We start from the raw sequence: 17,857 nt of genomic DNA on the forward strand, positions 1-17,857 counted from the left end.
CGCCCACCGGTACCACCGAACCGGCCCGCCGCGCGTCGCGAGATCCCGCCGCTCGCCGGCGAGCCCATCGAACGTGCCGACGCCGCGGCCGGCGGGGTCCGCTCCCGCTCGCCCGAGGTGGGTCCGGGCGGGGTCAGCTGCCGGTGAGGAAGGCGTTCTCCCGGGCGAACGTGCGGTCCTGGTGGGCGGCGAGTTCCTCGGCCCGGCGCAGCTGCGCGCGGTTCGTCTCCACGTCCTCGATGCCGTGCCGGACACCCAGCCGGATCACCCCGTAGAGGAAGACGAAACCGAACACGTACAGGATCACGGTGGTGACGAAAACCAGCATGCGGCCACGGTAGGACCGACCGGATCCGCAAAGGTTTCATCTCCGGTCGCGTCCCCCGTACGTGTTCGCCAGGTGGTCGGCCCGGTTCCGGAGGTTGGTCGGGCGCCGGTGGCGGTCGAGCCCCGCGGGTGGCGGTCGACGCGCCGAGCGACCCGGAGGCCTCCGACAGGCTGTCGAGCTGATGTCGTATCCGACTCAGTCGCGGTCAGCCCGCCAGTGCCGGGCGTACCACCACCCGGCCGGCGAGCAGCGCACCCACCAGCGCGCAGCCGGCGGCCACGGCGAGGGTGACCGCGTAGTGCGCCGGGCCCGGGGCGGCCCCGGTGGCCAGCACCGCGCCGGTCAGCGCCAGCACGGTGGCCGCCGCCAGCGAGTCGCCCAGTTGCAGGGCCGAGCTGTTGCGGCCCTGCTCCTCGGGGGCGGAGAGCGCCAGGGTGAGCACCGACAGGGACGGGTACAGCAGGCCCATGCCGAGGCCCGCGACGGCCCAGGCCAGCACCGCCGGGGCCACCGGCACGCCGGGCAGCAGGGCCAGCGCGACACCGGCCGTGCCGAGGGCGACGCAGGCCAGCCCGGCCCGGGGCAGCGTGGCGGCCGAGCGCGGCGGGCGGAGCCGGCCCTGCAACCACGAGCCCACCGACCAGGAGAGCGCCCCCACGGTCAACACCAGGCCGGCCGCGGTCGGCGAGAAGTGGCGCTCCCGGGACAGCATCAGCGGGATCACCACCTCGGCCCCGGCGAACGCCGCCGAGGCGAAGCCCCGCAGCCCGATCACCGTGGGCAGGCCGCGCGCGGCCCGGAGGAAGCCGTCCGGCAGCAGCCGCGGGACGCACAGCAGCAGCCCGACCAGCGCCGCGCCCACCAGGCCGGCGGCGAGCACGCCGCGCTGCTGCCCCCCGTGGTGCAGCAGTGCGGCGCTCGCCCCCGCCCCGCAGGCCCAGCCGATCCGGGCCAGCGCCCCGTCCGGCGCCCGGCCCCGGGGCGCCCCGCCCAGCGCGCGCAGTCCCGGCTGGATCAGCAGCACCGCCGGCACGGCGACCACCGGCACCGCCAGGAAGACCCACCGCCAGCCCAGGTGCTCGACGATCAGCCCGGCCAGCACCGGCCCGACCAGCGACGGCACCACCCAGGCCGCCGCGAACGCGGCGAACACCCGGCGGCGCAACTCCTCCGGATACGCCTGCCCGACGATCACGTAGAGCGCCACCGAGAGCAGACCCGACCCGAAGCCCTGCACCACCCGGCCGGCGACCAGCACTCCCATCGTCGGCGCGGCCCCGGCGACGGCCAGCCCGGCCACGAACCACGCCACGCCGTGCCACATCGGCGCCCGGGGTCCCCGCGCGTCGCACCAGATACCGGAGACCACCATGGCGATCACGCCGGAGGCGAACGGGCCGCCGAAGGCGAGCGCGTACAGGCCCAGCCCGTCGAGGCTGCGTGCCACGGTCGGCATCGCGGTGCCCACCGCCAGCGCCTCGAACGCCAGCAGCGACACCAGGGCGACGCTGCCCACGGTCATCGCGCGCAGCCGTGGCGAGTACAGCCGGGCGGGCGGGGTCGACGGGTCAGCGGTGGCGGTCGGCATGGTCCTGAGCCTCCGCCCTCAACCCGGGTTGAGGTCAACCGTGACCCGGATCTCGTCAGGCCGACTCGAAGGCCTCGCCCACGCCCTTCACCAGCACCGAGAAGTGCTGGTCGGAGAGGAAGTGCCCGGCCGTGATCGCGAGGGCGAGCGGCCACTCGATGATCTGGAGGGTGGCCAGCAGGCCCAGGCCCGCGTAGTAGGCGATCCGGTCCGGCGGCGGCACCGCCACCTCGCCCACCTTCGGGATCCGCACCCGCCGGCCGTAGCCGCGCACCGTCTCGGGCACCCCGTTGAGGTACCGCGTCAGCGTGCTCATCCGCGCCTCCCTGCTGCGGTGACGTGCCGTTGACCAGTGCCAGCCGGATTCCACCGGCGCACCGGTCCATGCCCCGGGCAGCGGGGAAACCTGCCCTGCTCGGGGGGCATAACGGACGCCGGGCCGGGAAGTCCGACCCGCCGGAACGAGGCGCGGGAGGCGAGATGGCGGACGGCTACGACGACTTCGGCTCGACGCGTCGCACACGGCGCCGCGAGGTGGAGCCGTCGCGTGGCGAGAGGAGCACCGGGGTGCGCGGCCGACGACTCGGCCGTACGACTCGATGACGTCGCTGGGCCGGTACGCCGGCTTCCTGCTGTCCCCGACCACCCTGCCCGACACCGTGGCACGGGTCGCCCGTACCGTCGCCACCGCCGTGCCCGACGCGGCCCGGGGCGTCGCCGGCGCGGCGGCCGGCGCCACCCCGCGCACGGTCGGCGAGGCGGCGGAGAGCGTCGGTGCGGCGGCCACCAAGGTCGCCCGGATGGCCGGGCTGACCCGCCGCCGGGTCTGGTCCCGCGACGGCCGGCACCACATCGAGGTGCACGGCGTCTGCCAGGACGGCGGGGACCGGCTCGCCCAGCAGGTCGAGGCCGCCCTCGAAAAGCTGCCCGGGGTCACCTGGGCCCGGGTGAACGCGCCGTCGGGGCGGGTGATCGTCGCCGTCGAGGAGCCCAAACCGAAGCTGCGGGATCTGATCGCCACGGTGGCCCGCACCGAGAAGGTGTGCCCGCACGAGCCCGACCCGGACATCCCGCCGCCACACCCGCCCGAGGAAGGGCCGCGTACCCCCCGCACGCTGGGCGCGCTGGTGTCGGACGCGCTCGGCCTCAGCATCGCGGCGGCCACCCGGATCCTGCCGTTCACGCCCGTACCCGCCGAGGTGGCCGGTTTCCTCACCGCCGTCGACCTGCACCCCCGGCTGCACGCGCTGGCCAACCGGGGACTGCGTGCCGACCCCCGGGCCGACGTGCTCTTCCCGCTGGCCGAGGCGGTCGTGCAGGGGCTCGCCGGCGGATGGACCGGCATCGTGCTGGACGGCGCGCAGCGGGTCGTGCAGTGGGGCGAGGCCCGCGCCCACCACACCGCCTGGTCGCGGGCCGAGGAACGGCTGACCGGCAGCCCGGAGCGGGCGGTCGCCCGGGTGCCGGACGGCACGCGCCCCCGCCCGGTCCCCGACGGGCCCGTCGAGCGGTACGTCACCGGGGCCCTCGCCGCGGGGGCGGCGGCCGGCGCGGCGGCGCTGCCGGTGGCCGGGGCGCGGCGCGCCGCCGCGCTGGCGCTCGCCGCGCTGCCCAAGGCCCCGGGCAGCGGTCGCGAGGGGTACGCCGCCCAGCTCGGTTCGATCCTCGCGCGGCGCGGGGCGATCGCCATGGACCGCAGCGTGCTGCGCGAACTGGACCGGATCGACACGGTGGTGCTGGACAGCCGGATACTCGGCTCGGACCGGGGGGTGCTGGCCGACCTCGCGCCGCTGCCCGGCGCGGACACCACGGCGGTCGCTGCCCAGGCGTTCGCCCTGTTCGACCCGGCGGCGCCCGACGCGGTACGCGAAGCCGACGGCTGGCGGCTCGCCCCGCTGCACCGGATCGACGCCGACGATCCCGGCGACACGCCGGACAGCCAGCGGCTCCGGGCGGCCGGCGGCCGGCTGCTCGGCCTGGCCACCGGGTCCACGCTCGCAGCCGTGCTCCGGGTGGACCCGGAACCCGCGCCGGGTGTGGACGCGCTGCCCGCCGCGGCCCGCCAGGCCGGCCTGCGGCTCGTGGTGGCCGGCGGCGACGACGACCGGTACGGCTTCGCCGACGCGCTGGTCCCCGGCGGCGCCGACCTTGCCGGCTCGGTGCGCGGCCTGCAACGCGACGGGGCAGTGGTCATGTTGGTCTCCGGCGACCGCACCGGGCTGGCCGCCGCGGACTGCGCGGTGGGCGTCTGCGACCCGGACGAGCTGCCGCCCTGGGGGGCGCACCTGCTCGCCGACGACCTGCGGGTCCCCGCCCTGCTGATCGACGCCGCCGGGGTCGCCCGCCGGATGACCCGGCAGAACATCCGGCTCGCCATGGCCGGCAGCGGGCTGGGCGCGCTGGGGGCGCTCACCGCCGGCCGCGAGCTGCTGCCCATCCGGGCCCTCGTGGCGGTCAACGGGGCCGCCGCGCTCGCCTTCGCGCACGGCGTGTGGCGGGCGCACCGGCTGCCGGACCGCACCCGCACCCTGGCCCCGACGTTGACCGCCTGGCACCTGATGCCGGTGCGGACGGTGCTGGAGCAGCTCGGCACCGGCGAGGACGGGTTGACCGCCGGCGAGGCGGCCCGCCGCCGGCAGTCGGTGACCGGGGACGGCGGCGGGTCCACGGGTTTGCTGCGGGCGTTCGTGGCGGAGCTGTCGAACCCGCTCACCCCGGTGCTGGCCGCCGGGGCGGTGCTCTCCGCCGCGTTCGGTTCGCTGGTCGACGCGGCGCTGGTCGGCAGCGTGGTGGGCGGTTCGGCGGTGGTCGGCGCGGTGCACCAGCACAACACCGAGCGGGCCCTCGCGGAGCTGCTGTCCCGCTCGGCGGTGACCGCCCGGGTACTGCGTGACGGGGTCGAGCAGGTGGTGCCGGCCGAGGACCTGGTGGCCGGGGACGTGGTGGCGGTCGGTCCGGGCGACGCGATCCCCGCCGACTGCCGGGTGCTCCGCTCGGACGGGCTGGAGACGGACGAGTCGTCGCTGACCGGCGAGTCGCTGCCGGTGGCGAAGTCCCCCGAGCCGGTGGTGGCGGCGGCCGTCGCCGACCGGCACTCCATGCTCTACGAGGGCACCACCGTCGCGGCCGGTCACGGCACCGCGATCGTGGTGGCGACCGGCCAGGAGACCGAGGCGGGACGCAGCCTCGCCCTGGCCCGCGAGGCCCCGCCGGCCAGCGGGGTGGAGGCCCGGCTCGGCAAGCTGACCAGCAGCGCCGTGCCGCTGGCGGCGGGCTCGGCGATCGCGGTGGCCGGGGCGGGGCTGCTCCGGGGCGTACCCCTGGCCGAGACGGCGGCGACCGCCGCGAACCTGGCCGTCGCGTCGGTGCCGGAAGGGCTGCCCTTTCTGGTCAGCGCCGCCCAGTTGGCGGCAGCGCGGCGGCTCGCCGAGCACGGCGCGCTGGTCCGCAACCCGCGGACCATCGAGGCGCTGGGCCGGGTCGACGTGCTCTGCTTCGACAAGACCGGCACGCTGACCGAGGGCAAGCTGCTGCTGGCCGGGGTGGGCACCGGCGAGGACCGGTACGCCCCGCCGGAGCGGCTGGACGACGCGCTGCGGCCGACCCTGGCCGCCGCGCTGCGGGCCACCCCGGCGGCGGCCGACCCGGACGAGTTGCCGCAGCAGACCGACCGGGCGGTACGCCGGGGCGCCGGCATGGCCGGCGTGGTGGAGCAGACCGGGGCGGCGGGCTGGCACGCGGTCGGCGGGTTGCCGTTCGAGCCGTCCCGCGGCTACCACGCCACGGTCGGGCGGGACGCCGACGGCCTGCTGCTCAGCGTCAAGGGCGCGCCGGAGTCGGTGCTGCCGCGCTGCGCCGCGCGGCGGACCACCGGGGGTGACGTACCGCTGGACGCGGCCGGCCGGGACGCGCTGCACGCCATGCTCGCCGAACGGGCCGGCGCCGGGCACCGGATCCTGGCCGTCGCCGAGTGCCGCACCGGCGCGGAGACGGTCACCGACGAGCAGGTCGACGGGCTGGTCTTCGTCGGCTTCCTGGCCCTCGCCGACGGGATCCGGGACAGCGCCGCGCCCGCGGTGCACCGGATCCGGCAGGCCGGCGTGCACACCATCATGATCACCGGTGATCATCCGGCCACCGCCGAGGCGATCGCCGCCACGATCAGCCCGGACGACGGCGAACAGCGGGTGGTGACCGCCACCGACCTGGACCGGCTCGACGACGAGGCGCTCGCGGAGCGGCTGATGGCCACCGACGTGGTGGCCCGGTGCACCCCGGCGCACAAGGTCCGGATCATCCAGGCGCTCCAACGGCGCGGCCGGACCGTCGCGATGACCGGTGACGGGGCCAACGACGCCCCGGCGATCCGGCTGGCCGACGTGGGCATCGCGCTCGGTCAGCGGGGCACCCCGGCGGCCCGGGCCGCCGCCGATCTGGTGGTCACCGACGACCGGCTGGAGACGATCATCGCCACGCTGGTGGAGGGGCGGGCCATGTGGTCGTCGGTCCGCCACGCGCTGAGCATCCTGGTCGGCGGCAACCTCGGCGAGATCGCGTTCAGCGTGCTGACCGCCGCGGCGACCGGCCGTTCCGCGCTGACCGGCCGGCAACTGCTCCTGGTCAACCTGCTCACCGACCTCGTGCCGGCGCTGGCCATCGCGGTCCGCCCGCCCGCCTCCGACCGGACCGACCACCTGCTGCGGGAGGGCCCGGACACCTCCCTGGGCGGGACGATGACCCGGGAGATCGCGCTCCGGGCCGGGGCCACCACGCTGGGCGCGACCGCCGGTTGGACGCTGGCCCGGTACACCGGCCGGCGGCGGCGGGCGGGCACCGTCGCGCTCGCCTCGCTGGTCGGTACCCAGCTCGGTCAGACCGTGCTGGCCGGCGGGACCAGCCCCATGGTGCTGGCCTCCACGGCCGCGTCGGTGGGCGTCCTGGTGGCGGTGGTGCAGACCCCGGGGGTCAGCCAGTTCTTCGGCTGCACCCCGCTCGGGCCGGTGGGCTGGAGCATCGCCGCCGGGTCGGCGCTCGGCGCCACGTTCGCCAACGGCGCGCTGACCCGCCTGGTGGACCGCCTCCCGCAACGCGGCGTCCGCCCGCATGACGAACCGGATGACGGGTACGGCGAAGGACATGACGCCTGAGGTGACCTTCGTCGGTACGGCCACGACGGTGCTCCGGGTGGGCGGGTTCACCCTGCTCACCGACCCGAACTTCCTGCACCGGGGCCAGCGGGCGTACCTCGGCAAGGGGCTCTGGTCGAAGCGGTCCACCGACCCGGCGCTCACCATCGGGCAGCTGCCGGCGCTGGACGCCGTGGTCCTGTCCCACCTGCACGGGGACCACTTCGACCGGGTGGCCCGGCGCGGGCTGGACCGAGGCCTGCCGATCGTCACCACGCCCGCGGCGGAACGGAAGCTGCGCCGCTGGGGCTTCCAGGCCGCGACCGGGCTGCCCACCTGGCGGTCGTACGAGCTGCACCGGGGCGCCGAGACGCTGCGCCTGACCGCGCTGCCCGGCCAGCACGGGCCGGGGGTGGTGGACCTGCTGATGCCCGACGTGATGGGCACCCTGGTGGACCTGGAGCAGGCCGGCGAGCGGCGGTTCCGCCTCTACGTCACGGGGGACACGCTGCGCCGGCCGCAGCTCGCGCAGATCCCGCAACGCTTCCCGGACATCGACGCCATGCTGATCCACCTCGGCGGCACCCGGATCGCCGGCATCCTGCTCACCATGGACGCGAAGCAGGGCGCCGACCTGGTGGAGCTGATCCGGCCGCAGCTCACCGTGCCGATCCACTACGACGACTACCCGGTGTTCCGCTCCCCGCTGCGGGACTTCGTCGAGCAGGCCCGCCGGCGCGGCTTCGCCCGCCAGGTCCGCACCGTGCACCGGGGCGAGACGGTCCCGTTGACCCCGCCCGCCTGACGGCGATCGCCGCCCCGCCCCGGCACGCGGCCGGAGGGGGACGGCGATCGGTCGCGGGGCGGTCAGCCGTGCTCGGAGATGGCCTCGATGAGGTCACCCACCGGACGGTCGGGCAGCGACCGGGCCACGTCGGCGACGGCCACGATGCCGACGAGGTCGTGCCCGTCGATCACGGGCAGCCGGCGTACCTTGTGCTTGCCCATGGTCCGCAGGATCTCGGCCGCGTCGTCGTCGGCGCCGATGGTCACCGCCTCGCCCTGGGCCAGTTCCCCGGCGGTCACGCTGCCCGGGTCGCGCCCTTCGGCGAGCACCTTCACGATGATGTCCCGGTCGGTGAGCATGCCCTTGAGGCGTTTGTCGGCGCCGCAGATCGGCAGCGAACCCACCCCCAGGTCGGCCATCCGCCGGGCGGCGGTACGCAGGTCGTCCTGCTCGCGGACGCAGCTCACGTCGCTGGTCATGATGTCGCGTGCGGTCGGCATTGGTGTGCTACCTCGCTTTCGGGGGGTTGTTGCCGTATCTCCTACCCGCGACGACCGCGGCCATGCCGGCGAGACGGGCGGCCGGCTGCCCGGGTGAGCGAGGTGCCCGCCGCGGCGGACGTACCGCGGTCGAGTGGTGGCTCAGTGCCAGGTGGCGGCGGCCCGGCGCAGCCGGTCGTTGATCGCCCGGCCCAGCCCGACCTCGGGCACCGGCTCGGCCACGATCTCGGTCACCCCGGCCGCGTCGAGCCGGTGCAGGGCGTCGAAGAGCCGCGCGGCCGCCACGGTCAGGTCGCCCTCGGGCGAGAGCACCTCGACGGCGGCCCAGTCACCCGCCGCCGGCCGGGCCCGGAAGGCCAGCAGGCCGCGCCGGCCGCCGTCGGCGTCGGCCGCCCCCAACCGCAACGGGGTACGCGGGGCGTAGTGCGCGGCCAGCGTCCCGGGCGCCACCGGCTGCCCGGAGCTGCCCGGCCGCACCTCGACCGGCCCGACCGCCTCGATCAGCGCCTCCACCGGCAGCGCGCCGAGCCGGAGCACGACGGGCTGAGCGCCCCGGGCGTCCACGATGGTCGACTCGATCCCGCACCGGGTGGGCCCGCCGTCGAGCACCACGTCCACCGCGTCGCCCAGCCCGGCCACCACGTGCTCGGCGCGGGTCGGGCTGAGCTGCCCGAACCGGTTGGCGCTGGGCGCGGCCACCGGCACCCCGGCGGCGGCGATCAACGCCCGGGCGGAGGGTTCGTCCGGCACGCGTACCGCCATGGTGTCCAGTCCGGAGGTGACGATCGGCGGGATCACCGCCGGCCGGTCCACGATCAGGGTGAGCGGGCCCGGCCAGAAGCGTTCGGCCAGGGCGGCGACCGCCGGTGGCACCGGGCCGACGAGGCCGGGCAGGTCGGCGGCGTCGGCCAGGTGGCTGATCAGCGGGTCGAAGCTGGGGCGGGCCTTGGCCGCGAAGATCCGGGCCGCCGCCGCCGCGTCGAGCGCGTTCGCCCCCAGCCCGTAGACCGTCTCGGTGGGGAAGGCGACCAGCCCGCCGGCACGCAGGACGGCGGCCGCCTCGGCGATGCCGCGGTCGGCCGGCAGGACGCGCGGGGATCCGGTGCTCACGCCCCGACGCTAGCCTGCCGCGGGTCCCCGCCGGCACCGGCCCGGCACTACCCTGCCGGCATGGGCAGGCGGGTGGCGCTGGTGCTGGCCGGGGTGCTGGCGCTGGTCGGCTGCTTCGGCCTGCTGGCGAGCGTGCCCGCCGTCCAGCGGGCGGTGTCGCCGCGGGCCGAGCCGGTGCCCCTGCCGCTGCGGGTCCCCGGCCCCTGGTACGACCAGATCAACGTCGAGCTGGCCCCCGGCCGGTACGCCGTCTGGGCCACCCGGCCGACCCGGGGGCCGGACCGCGACCGATGCCGGGTGACCGGCCCGGACGGGCGGCCGGTGCCGGTGCGCGAGCCGGGCCACCGGGTCGACTGGGTCGAGCGGGCCACCGACGACACCCTCTGGGCCTGGGCGTCGAGCTTCACCGCCGCGGCTCCCGGCAGCTACCGGCTCACCTGCCGGCTCGACCCCGGTCTGCCCGGCCAGCAGTACGCGGTGACCCGGGAGCCGGACCGGCGACTGCTCCTCCGGCTCCGGCTGGCGCGGTCGCGGGGGCTGCTGGTGGCGGCCCTGCCGGCCGGCCTGGTGATCCTGGTCATGACGTTGACCTGGCGCCGCCGTAGCACGGGCTGAACCCGGTTGCCCGCCGGCGCGCCAGCGCCGGAGGATGCCCGGTGTGACCCGGATCAAGATGCACGCCGACGAGGTGCAGACCGACGTCGAGCTCGTCCGCCGGCTGCTCGCCGGCCAGTTCCCGCACTGGGCCGCCCGGCCGCTGCGGCTGGTTCCCTCGTACGGCACCGACCACGACATCTACCGGCTCGGCGCGGACCTGGCGGTGCGGCTGCCCCGGATCGGCTGGGCCACGAATCAGGCCGCCCGGGAGGCCGAGTGGCTGCCCCGGCTGGCCCCGCACCTGCCGCTCGCGGTGCCGGTACCGCTGGCGATGGGTCGGCCGGCCGAGGGTTACCCCTTCGACTGGTCGGTGTACGAGTGGCTGCCCGGGGAGAACGCCAACGGCACGCTGCACGACCTGGACCGGGCGGCGGTGGACCTGGCCGGGTTCATCGCGGCGCTGCGCCGGGTGGACCCGTCGGGCGCGTACCCGCGCGGCCGGGGCAGCCGGGGCGCCGACCTCGTCGAGTTGGATGAGGGGGTACGCGACGCGGTGCGCCGCCTCGGCGACCGGGTGGACGGTGGCGCGGTGCTGCGGGCCTGGCAGGAGTCGCTGGACGCGCCGGCGTACGACGGGCCGGGGGTCTGGGTGCACGGTGACCTGCTGCCCGGCAACCTGCTGGTGGTCGACGGCCGGCTCGCGGCGGTCATCGACTTCGGCGGGCTCAACGTCGGCGACCCGGCCTGCGACCTGCAACCGGCGTGGAACGTGTTCACCGGCGCCAGCCGGGCCCGGTTCCGCGCCGAACTGGCCGTCGACGACGCCGGCTGGCTGCGTGGTCGGGGCTGGGCGCTGCTCCAGGCGGTGCTCGCCCTGCCGTACTACTGGGACACCAACCCGGGCATCGTCCGGCAGGCCTCGCACGCGCTGCGCGAGGTCCTCGCCGACGCCGCCGGCTGATCGGCGGGCCCCCGGCGGGGTCGCGGGGTGGCCCGGCTACCGCCGCGGCTCGTCGGGGCCGGCCGGTTCGATATCGGGGAGGGTGGGCGCGTCGGTGGGGTAGAGGCCGGCGACGAAGCCGTACACCTGGTCGCCGGCGCGGGGGATCTGGGCGAAGCGGCGGGCGAGCGCCTGGACCTCCGCCCAGAAGGTCCGCACCTCCTCGAGAGGGATGCGCGCGTGCACCAGGGTGCAGCGCAGCTCGTCGGCGGCGTGGGCCGCGGCGGACTCGGCGGCCGCCTCGGCCAGCCCGTTGATGGCGGCCACCACCTGCTTGTCCTCGGGGCGGTTGAGCACGCCGACGTAGAAGGTCCGGGCCACCCGGCCGTAGTACCGCTCCTCGATCGCCCGCACCCGGCGGGTCCGCACCACCCGCAGCAAACCGGCGTTGACCAGCAGGTTCACGTGGTACGCGACGCTGCTCTTGGGCCGGTCCACGGCTCGCGCCAGCTCGTTGACCGTGGCCGCCCGTTCGAGGAGCAGCTCCAGCAGGGTGCCGCGCAGCGGGTCGGCGAGGGCCCGGAGCTGCTCGGGGGCGGTCACCACCAGCAGTTCGTCGAGGTCGTAGTCCGGGATCGGCACCTGCTCATTGACCGACATTTCTCGACCGTTCTAGTATTCTCGATCATTCGATCGTTCTCGTCCGATGACAGGAGTCTAGAGATGTCCGAGGTCGTCCTCTTCCACCACCTCCAGGGACTCACCGACGGCGTACGCGCCTTCGGCGAGCAACTGGCCGCCGGCGGGCACACCGTGCACACCCCCGACCTCTTCGACGGCGAGCGGCCGGCAACCCTGGAGGACGGGGCCGCGCTGACCAAGCGGATCGGCGGCGAGGAACTCGACCGGCGGGCCGACGCGTTCGTCGCCGACCTGCCCGGGGCCCTGGTCTACGCCGGCTTCTCCTGGGGTGCCGCCATCGCCCAGCGGCTCGCCCAGACCCGGCCCGGCGCGCGCGGCGCCCTGCTCTACGAGGCCTGCATCCCGGTCACCGGCGAGTGGGCCTTCGGGCCGTGGCCGGACGGGGTGCCCGTGCAGATCCACGGCATGGAGCAGGACCCGTTCTTCGGCCTGGAGGGCGACGTCGACGCCGCCCGCGAACTCGTCACCATCGTCGGACCGGACCGGGCCGAGCTCTTCGTCTACCCGGGCGACCGGCACCTGTTCACCGACAGCTCCCTGCCGTCGTACGACGCCGACGCCGCAGCGCTGGTGGTGCGCCGCTCGCGGGACCTCCTCGACCGGCTCGGCTAGCGGCCCCGAACCGGCCACCCGGCAAGCAGCGCGGAGACCGGCGGGCCGATCCGGCCGGACAGGCCTTCCGGCAACTGATCACCTACCCGTATCGTGCTGCTGCCGGCGCGCGCCGCGAACGCGATCCCTCGCCCGTCCCCCGGCCACCCCCTGACTCACCGCTCCCCGAGGAGATCCTCCTTGCCGAGACAGCACCCCCGACGACCGCTCGCCGCCACCCTGGCGTCGGTCCTGGCCGCCGGCGCCGTGGCGTACGCCATCGCCCCGGCGCCGGCCCTGGCCACCACCGGCGTGCCGGCCAACCCCTTCGGAGTGACGGTCAGCAACGGCAGCGACACGATCCGCTTCGCCGACGGCCGGACCCTCACCAACTCGACCGGCGCGAAGCTCCGCTACGCCTCCTGGTCACCCGACGGCAGCCGGGCCGCCTACGTCGACCAGGACGGCGCGATCGTCACCCTGCGCCACGACGACGCGGACGACCTGCACAAGGTGGTCTGGCCGGAGACCGACACCGAACGCCGCGATCCGAAGTGGATCGGCCGCACCGACCAGGTCATGTGGGCGGCCAAGCCGCTGGGCCGGCCCTGGCGGATCGAGTCCACCCGCAACCTCAACGGCGTGGAGACCGACGCCCTGAGCCCCTGGGACGACGCCAACTACCTCGCCCCGGACAGCGACAACGCCGGACGCGTCGTCGTCCAGCGCCAGCCCAGCGACGGCGCCGGCAACCCGGGTGGGGTCCCGTCGATCGGCCTGCTCGACGACTACCACCACTTCGAGGAGATCGTCGCCGACGCCCAGAACCCGACCATCTCTCCGGACGGGCGCTGGGTGGCGTTCGTCCGGGCCGGCGACCTCTGGAAGGTCTACCTCTACAGTGGCGCGCTGACCCGGCTCACCGACAACGGCGGCGTCCACGACAACCCCGAGTACTCGCCGGACGGGTTCTCGCTCGTGGCGAACCGGACCGCCGCCGGATCGGACACCACCGAGGTGGTCCGGATCGACGCCAGCGGCAGCTGGCCCGACCGCTTCACCGTGCTGGACGGCCTCCGCGGTGTGCCGGCCTACCAGCCACAACTTCAGGACCGGACGGTACGGGTCACCGGGCAGGACCGGTTCGGCACCGCCGTGGCCGCCTCCCAGGCGCACTGGGGCACGTACGCCGACCCCGCCGACGTCCGGCCGCGTGCCGGCGCCGTCGTGCTGTCCCGCTCCGACACGTACGCCGACGCGCTCGGCGGCTCCGCGCTCGCCGCGGCGAAGAAGGGCCCGCTGCTGCTGACCCCGCCGGCCGGGCTGCAACCGCAGACCGCCGACGAGATCCGCCGGGTGCTCGCCCCGGGTGGGACCGTCTACCTGCTCGGCAGCGAGGGCGCTCTCTCGGCCACCGTGCGCGGCGAGGTCGAGAAGCTCGGCTTCGCGGTCGTCCGGCTGGCCGGCGCCGACCGCTTCGGCACCTCCATCGCCATCGCCAACGCGATCAACCCGACGCCGAACCAGGTGCTCGTCGCCACCGGGATGAACTTCCCCGACGCGCTGGCCGCCGGCGCCGCGGCCGGCTCCCGCAACCGGCCCGGCACCGACGTCTCGGCGGTGGTGGTGCTGACCAACGACGGCAAGCTGCCCGCCTCGATCAAGAGCTACCTCGACGCCCGCCAGCGGGGCGGCAGCGAACTCATCGCGGTCGGCAAGCAGGCGGCCGCCGCCATCGACCCGTACCTGACCATCAACCTGGTGGGGGACGACCGGTTCGAGACCGCCAACGCGGTCAACGTCCACTTCTTCGGCCGGGGCGGCACGGTCGGCCTGGCCACCGGGATGAACTGGCCGGACGCGCTGGCCGGCGGTGCCCTGATGGCGACGCTGAACGGCCCGCTCATGCTGACCGTCGGCACCCGGGACACCCTGCACCCGAAGGCGAAGTGGTACGCCGACCTGCTCAGCGGCTCGGTCGACACCGCCGTCGTCTTCGGCTCCCCGGCCGTGGTCAGCGACCCGCAGGCGGGCGAGCTGGGTCGCTGGATCAGCGGCCCGATGGGCAGCTCGACGGCCGTCAACGGGACGTACCTCGACTGACCGGTTGACCGGCGAACAGACGGATGGGCCCGGCGATCTCGCCGGGCCCATCCCGTTCGAGCGGCTCGTCCCGCTACCCGGCTCGCCGGTCGCGGCACCACGACGAGCCTGCTGCCCGGTGGATCGGGGGCAGCGGTCAGTAGAGCCACCGGTCGAGCACCGCGGGCCAGAAGTGGGTGGCGTGGTCGCCGTCCCCGAACGCGGGCGGGTCGAGGACCCTGATCCGCTCCAACAGTGCGGCAAGCTCCGCGAGTGCTTCCTCCTCGGCCGGCAAGTCCTCGTCCCAGCGGTCGATGACGGTCGAGCTGGTCAGCCAGCTACCTACCAGGTGCAGCGAGCACAGCCAGTGGTTGATCGTCGAGTTGACGAACCAGGAGCTGCCGTCCGACGACCATGCCCGCACCTCACCGGTCCCCGGCGCGGCGCCGTACACCCAGTCCAGTTCGTCGGAGCTCGCCAACCGGTACCTCGTCGGCTCGGCGTGGAAAGCCACCGCACTCACCAGATCATCGACCAGCGGTACGCCAGCGGAGACCAGTGCGGCCTTCTGCGGCTCGGGAAGCCGCCACGTCGCCACGTCCAGCTCGGTGGCACGCACCAGCCGCCCAGCGCCCGCCCGGGCGGTGACCGCTTCGCACGTGGGAGGCAACGGAAGATCCGCAGAGGACACGCCAACGAGAGTAGTCCGGCAGGCGCCAGGCACCGTGCTGTGCAGTGGCGGACATCGCTGCCCGGAAAAATCAGGACTGCTGTCGTCCAGCGCCGGTCACTGTCGCGGACCTGCTCGCCGGGTCACCCACCGTCGACCCGGCGGATGTCCGTCGCCGGGCCCGGCGGTACGAATGGCGGTGTTGACCGCGCTACTCGGCCGGCTCCATGACCTTGACCGGCTGCCGAAGTACGGCGGGCAGGTCGCCCAGGGTGGCGAACGCCGGCCCGCCCCAGCCCGGGTCGGTGTCGTTGTGCTCCGTGGTCCGGAAGACGGTCATACCGACCGCGGCCGCCCCGGCCAGCTCACCGTCTGCGCCGTCGCCCACGAAGACGCAGTCCGCCGGCCGGACACCCAGACGCTCCGCGGCAAGGTGATAGATCGCCGGGTCGGGCTTGGCCAGCCCGACGTCGCAGGAGAAGACCGCGACGTCGAACCGTTGGGCGAGCGGACTGCGCGGCCATGCCTCGGCGGTGTCGGAGGTGGCGTTGCTGATGAGGGCCAGCGGATGCCCGTGGGCGCGTAACGCGTCGAGCACGTCCAGGGTGGCGGCCGAGACGCTGCCGAGCACCCGGCGCGCGAGGGCTCGCCGATGCTCACCGGCCCGGGTCACCTGTTCGTCGGTCGGTGCGCCGCCGAAACGTCCGGCGAGGAGGCGAATGGTCTCCTCAACGTCCCACCGGACCAGCCGGTCCCGCCAGGTGGCGTGGTACGCGGCGACCAGCTCGGCCGGAGCCACACCGACCATGAGCGCCATCTCGCCGACCACCCGATCACGCTCCTCGTCGGCCCCCTGGACCAGGGTGTGGAAGAGGTCGAAGATCACTGGACGAGACATCTCAGCATCCTACTGAGATCGTCACCCCGGTCACCTTGCTCGCCGACCTACCACCCACGAGCCGGAACCGTCCGGCAACTCCAGCGCCCCACTCGCGGGCCGAGTCGATCAGGGCGGGGTGGAGCCGCCCGGCCACTCGTGCTGTGTTACCGACGGTGATGTTCAGCCGGTCGTCCAGGACGGGTTCAGCACCTGGAACATGGCGTGATCCTGCCACCGGCCGGCGATGTTGAGGTACGCCGGCGCCATGCCGAACCGCACGAACCCGTTGCGTTCCAGCACCCGTTGCGATCTGACGTTGTGCAGCAGGGTCTCTGCCTGCACCCGATGCAGCCCCAACTCCTCGAACGCCACCCGCACGATCTCGCGCACCGCCTTCGTCGCGAACCCGCGGCCGTTGTGGGTGGCGCCTACCCAATAGCCCATGGCGCATGACTGGAACGGGCCGCGCACAATCCCGTTGAGCGTGATGCGGCCGATCACGCGACCGGAGTCGTCGAGGATCACGTGGGGCAGCTTCGATCCCTGCTCGTGCTGCCGGAGATCGGCTTCGATGACGGCGTGCTGGCCGGATGCGGTGAAGTAGTCAGCACTCCGGCTCGGCTCCCACGGCGCGAGAAACTCCCGGTTGACGCGGAGCAATTCGGCCAGGGCCGGCGCATCCTCCGCGGTGATGAGTCGGGTGATCTGCACCCGCCCATCGTTCCAGGCGGGCACGTCCCAACCTCGCCAGGCTGGACCGGAAGCGGGCAGGCCGCTGACCTTCGACGCCCGTCCGATGGGGCACGCAAGGGGCACGGGCCAGCTGGGGGTGCCGGGTAGGTTGCCGTTGGCGAAAGATCTACCCGCCCTAGCCATCAGGCTGGTAGCCGGCGGTGAGCGATCCGCCTACGAGCACTTCAGAGGGGCGCATTCTTGATGGACTCTGTCGAGACACTGTTGGGTCTGGCGCAGTCAGATGACTTCTCGGAGCGGGCGCGGGCCGGCACCGAGCTGAGCCAGTTCGCCGGATCCGACACCGTCGACCAGGCGCTCCTGGAGCTCCTGCTCGATGACGACAACACCTCTCCCGTTCAGGACACAGCGGACGCCTTGATCAAGCGTGGTGACAGAGCAGCACTCCGTCCGTTCGCCGCGGCCTGGCATCGAGCTGACTCAGCGAAGGACAACACCCACCTAACAGAGATCACTGATTACCTTTACGGCGCCACCAGCTACGGCCTCTGGCTTGACTCGACTGATCCTCAACGTAAGGGCCTCCGAACGGTGCTTGCGACACTGCTCGAGGACCAGGACGAGGCGGTTCGCAAGGGCGCTGACAGCCTGCTCGGCACGCTCCCCGGTGCTCGCTAGGGCCAACGCAGCAGATCTGCGGGACTGGCCGCAGGCTGGGGGCCGATCTCCTCGTCGGGCAGTCTCCGACCTTCCAACTCGACCGACCAGGGCGAGGATCTGCGCGCCGTAATGGAGCTGGACACTCCACGACCCGCTGACGGCCCACACCTGCGGGCACGTTCTGCCGGCGCGGGCTCGTCAGGCTGCCTCGGCCATCGATCGGATCCTCGGCGAGGAGGGGACGGCGTGACCGCTTGGCTGTACTCGGGAGCGAGATCAACCAGTGAAAGTGCTGGTGGAGCCCAGGGGACTCGAACCCCTAACCCCTGCCTTGCAAAGGCGGCTCGGTCCGCTCGTTGCTTTCCGATCAGCGTCGACGGGTGACGTTGGTGTGGTAGGCCCTGCAGTCTTGTACCAGCGGCTGTCTGCTGGTGTCGCTCGGTTTGCTGACTTCCTGCTGACGTTCGGCACCGGAGGCGTGGACTTAAACTGCTAAACCGCGAGCGTATGTCAACACCGGTTGAACCCTGACCCCTCTGTTCCGGCCGAACTTTGACCCCCTCGCTGGTTGTAGATGTTCAGTCGTTGGTCTTGGTGGCTGCG

At 74.4% G+C, this 17,857-nt stretch carries 16 protein-coding genes and 1 tRNA gene; 7 read left to right on the top strand and 10 right to left on the bottom strand.

What is annotated here, in order from left to right; all coding sequences use genetic code 11:
• Window positions 1-133: 133 nt before the first annotated feature.
• From ACIBPB_RS25570 to ACIBPB_RS25580, 3 genes are all read right to left on the bottom strand, one after another.
• Window positions 134-328, bottom strand: a complete 195-nt coding sequence (locus ACIBPB_RS25570; RefSeq protein WP_046563429.1) for a hypothetical protein — start codon at window positions 326-328, stop codon at window positions 134-136.
• A gap of 205 nt (window positions 329-533) precedes the next feature.
• On the bottom strand, window positions 534-1,916 hold the full coding sequence (locus ACIBPB_RS25575) for an MFS transporter (RefSeq protein ID WP_396841989.1): 1,383 nt from the start codon (window positions 1,914-1,916) through the stop codon (window positions 534-536).
• Between the two features lie 55 nt (window positions 1,917-1,971).
• On the bottom strand, window positions 1,972-2,232 hold the full coding sequence (locus ACIBPB_RS25580) for a hypothetical protein (protein ID WP_396841990.1): 261 nt from the start codon (window positions 2,230-2,232) through the stop codon (window positions 1,972-1,974).
• 283 nt (window positions 2,233-2,515) lie between these two features.
• Here ACIBPB_RS25580 and ACIBPB_RS25585 point away from each other — a divergent pair, with 283 nt between their 5' ends.
• Entirely contained in the window at window positions 2,516-7,063 is a 4,548-nt protein-coding gene (locus ACIBPB_RS25585) for an HAD-IC family P-type ATPase (RefSeq protein WP_396841991.1), read from the top strand.
• Complete coding sequence (locus tag ACIBPB_RS25590) at window positions 7,053-7,847, top strand: MBL fold metallo-hydrolase (protein WP_396841992.1); 795 nt, start codon at window positions 7,053-7,055, stop codon at window positions 7,845-7,847. Before ACIBPB_RS25585 ends, ACIBPB_RS25590 begins: the two co-directional genes overlap by 11 nt.
• A 62-nt stretch (window positions 7,848-7,909) precedes the next feature.
• Here the strand turns inward: ACIBPB_RS25590 and ACIBPB_RS25595 are convergent, their stop codons facing one another.
• Window positions 7,910-8,329: a CBS domain-containing protein gene (locus tag ACIBPB_RS25595; RefSeq protein ID WP_396841993.1), complete on the bottom strand. Its 420-nt coding sequence runs from the start codon at window positions 8,327-8,329 to the stop codon at window positions 7,910-7,912.
• A 141-nt stretch (window positions 8,330-8,470) separates the two neighbouring features.
• A complete protein-coding gene (locus ACIBPB_RS25600; RefSeq protein ID WP_396842015.1) occupies window positions 8,471-9,415 on the bottom strand; it encodes an L-threonylcarbamoyladenylate synthase in 945 nt (314 codons plus the stop codon).
• A gap of 84 nt (window positions 9,416-9,499) precedes the next feature.
• Between ACIBPB_RS25600 and ACIBPB_RS25605 the strand changes: the two genes are divergently transcribed.
• Window positions 9,500-10,054: a hypothetical protein gene (locus tag ACIBPB_RS25605; protein ID WP_396841994.1), complete on the top strand. Its 555-nt coding sequence runs from the start codon at window positions 9,500-9,502 to the stop codon at window positions 10,052-10,054.
• Window positions 10,055-10,097: 43 nt separating this feature from the next.
• A complete protein-coding gene (locus ACIBPB_RS25610; protein ID WP_396841995.1) occupies window positions 10,098-10,997 on the top strand; it encodes an aminoglycoside phosphotransferase family protein in 900 nt (299 codons plus the stop codon).
• A 36-nt stretch (window positions 10,998-11,033) separates the two neighbouring features.
• Here the strand turns inward: ACIBPB_RS25610 and ACIBPB_RS25615 are convergent, their stop codons facing one another.
• A complete protein-coding gene (locus ACIBPB_RS25615) occupies window positions 11,034-11,636 on the bottom strand; it encodes a helix-turn-helix domain-containing protein (protein ID WP_396841996.1) in 603 nt (200 codons plus the stop codon).
• A gap of 63 nt (window positions 11,637-11,699) precedes the next feature.
• On the opposite strand from ACIBPB_RS25615, the gene ACIBPB_RS25620 reads away from it, so the two are divergent.
• Both ACIBPB_RS25620 and ACIBPB_RS25625 read left to right on the top strand, forming a co-directional pair.
• Window positions 11,700-12,290 (top strand): dienelactone hydrolase family protein, encoded by a 591-nt coding sequence (locus ACIBPB_RS25620; RefSeq protein WP_396841997.1) that lies wholly within the window; start codon window positions 11,700-11,702, stop codon window positions 12,288-12,290.
• A 180-nt stretch (window positions 12,291-12,470) separates the two neighbouring features.
• Window positions 12,471-14,372: a cell wall-binding repeat-containing protein gene (locus ACIBPB_RS25625; RefSeq protein ID WP_396841998.1), complete on the top strand. Its 1,902-nt coding sequence runs from the start codon at window positions 12,471-12,473 to the stop codon at window positions 14,370-14,372.
• Between the two features lie 136 nt (window positions 14,373-14,508).
• On the opposite strand, the gene ACIBPB_RS25630 is transcribed toward ACIBPB_RS25625, so the two are convergent.
• From ACIBPB_RS25630 to ACIBPB_RS25640, 3 genes are all read right to left on the bottom strand, one after another.
• Window positions 14,509-15,075 (bottom strand): SUKH-4 family immunity protein, encoded by a 567-nt coding sequence (locus tag ACIBPB_RS25630; protein ID WP_396841999.1) that lies wholly within the window; start codon window positions 15,073-15,075, stop codon window positions 14,509-14,511.
• 157 nt (window positions 15,076-15,232) lie between these two features.
• A complete protein-coding gene (locus tag ACIBPB_RS25635) occupies window positions 15,233-15,919 on the bottom strand; it encodes an HAD family hydrolase (protein ID WP_396842000.1) in 687 nt (228 codons plus the stop codon).
• 162 nt (window positions 15,920-16,081) lie between these two features.
• On the bottom strand, window positions 16,082-16,612 hold the full coding sequence (locus ACIBPB_RS25640; RefSeq protein ID WP_396842016.1) for a GNAT family N-acetyltransferase: 531 nt from the start codon (window positions 16,610-16,612) through the stop codon (window positions 16,082-16,084).
• A 225-nt stretch (window positions 16,613-16,837) separates the two neighbouring features.
• Between ACIBPB_RS25640 and ACIBPB_RS25645 the strand changes: the two genes are divergently transcribed.
• On the top strand, window positions 16,838-17,272 hold the full coding sequence (locus ACIBPB_RS25645) for a hypothetical protein (RefSeq protein WP_396842001.1): 435 nt from the start codon (window positions 16,838-16,840) through the stop codon (window positions 17,270-17,272).
• 275 nt (window positions 17,273-17,547) lie between these two features.
• Here the strand turns inward: ACIBPB_RS25645 and ACIBPB_RS25650 are convergent.
• Window positions 17,548-17,619 (bottom strand) — tRNA-Ser (locus ACIBPB_RS25650).
• Window positions 17,620-17,857: the final 238 nt, after the last annotated feature.

Origin of the sequence: Micromonospora sp. NPDC049836, assembly GCF_044465125.1 — a bacterium.
In the GTDB taxonomy this organism is placed as follows: Bacteria; Actinomycetota; Actinomycetes; order Mycobacteriales; family Micromonosporaceae; genus Micromonospora.

What these genes read in the sequence shown, in the direction of transcription:
- ACIBPB_RS25605 (WP_396841994.1), top strand. Translation starts at nt 9,500, where the DNA reads ATGGGCAGGCGGGTGGCGCTGGTGCTGGCCGGGGTGCTGGCGCTGGTC.
- ACIBPB_RS25635 (WP_396842000.1), bottom strand. Translation starts at nt 15,919, where the DNA reads ATGTCTCGTCCAGTGATCTTCGACCTCTTCCACACCCTGGTCCAGGGG.
- ACIBPB_RS25590 (WP_396841992.1), top strand. Translation starts at nt 7,053, where the DNA reads ATGACGCCTGAGGTGACCTTCGTCGGTACGGCCACGACGGTGCTCCGG.
- ACIBPB_RS25570 (WP_046563429.1), bottom strand. Translation starts at nt 328, where the DNA reads ATGCTGGTTTTCGTCACCACCGTGATCCTGTACGTGTTCGGTTTCGTC.
- ACIBPB_RS25615 (WP_396841996.1), bottom strand. Translation starts at nt 11,636, where the DNA reads ATGTCGGTCAATGAGCAGGTGCCGATCCCGGACTACGACCTCGACGAA.
- ACIBPB_RS25595 (WP_396841993.1), bottom strand. Translation starts at nt 8,329, where the DNA reads ATGCCGACCGCACGCGACATCATGACCAGCGACGTGAGCTGCGTCCGC.
- ACIBPB_RS25645 (WP_396842001.1), top strand. Translation starts at nt 16,838, where the DNA reads ATGGACTCTGTCGAGACACTGTTGGGTCTGGCGCAGTCAGATGACTTC.
- ACIBPB_RS25585 (WP_396841991.1), top strand. Translation starts at nt 2,516, where the DNA reads ATGACGTCGCTGGGCCGGTACGCCGGCTTCCTGCTGTCCCCGACCACC.
- ACIBPB_RS25620 (WP_396841997.1), top strand. Translation starts at nt 11,700, where the DNA reads ATGTCCGAGGTCGTCCTCTTCCACCACCTCCAGGGACTCACCGACGGC.
- ACIBPB_RS25580 (WP_396841990.1), bottom strand. Translation starts at nt 2,232, where the DNA reads ATGAGCACGCTGACGCGGTACCTCAACGGGGTGCCCGAGACGGTGCGC.
- ACIBPB_RS25575 (WP_396841989.1), bottom strand. Translation starts at nt 1,916, where the DNA reads ATGCCGACCGCCACCGCTGACCCGTCGACCCCGCCCGCCCGGCTGTAC.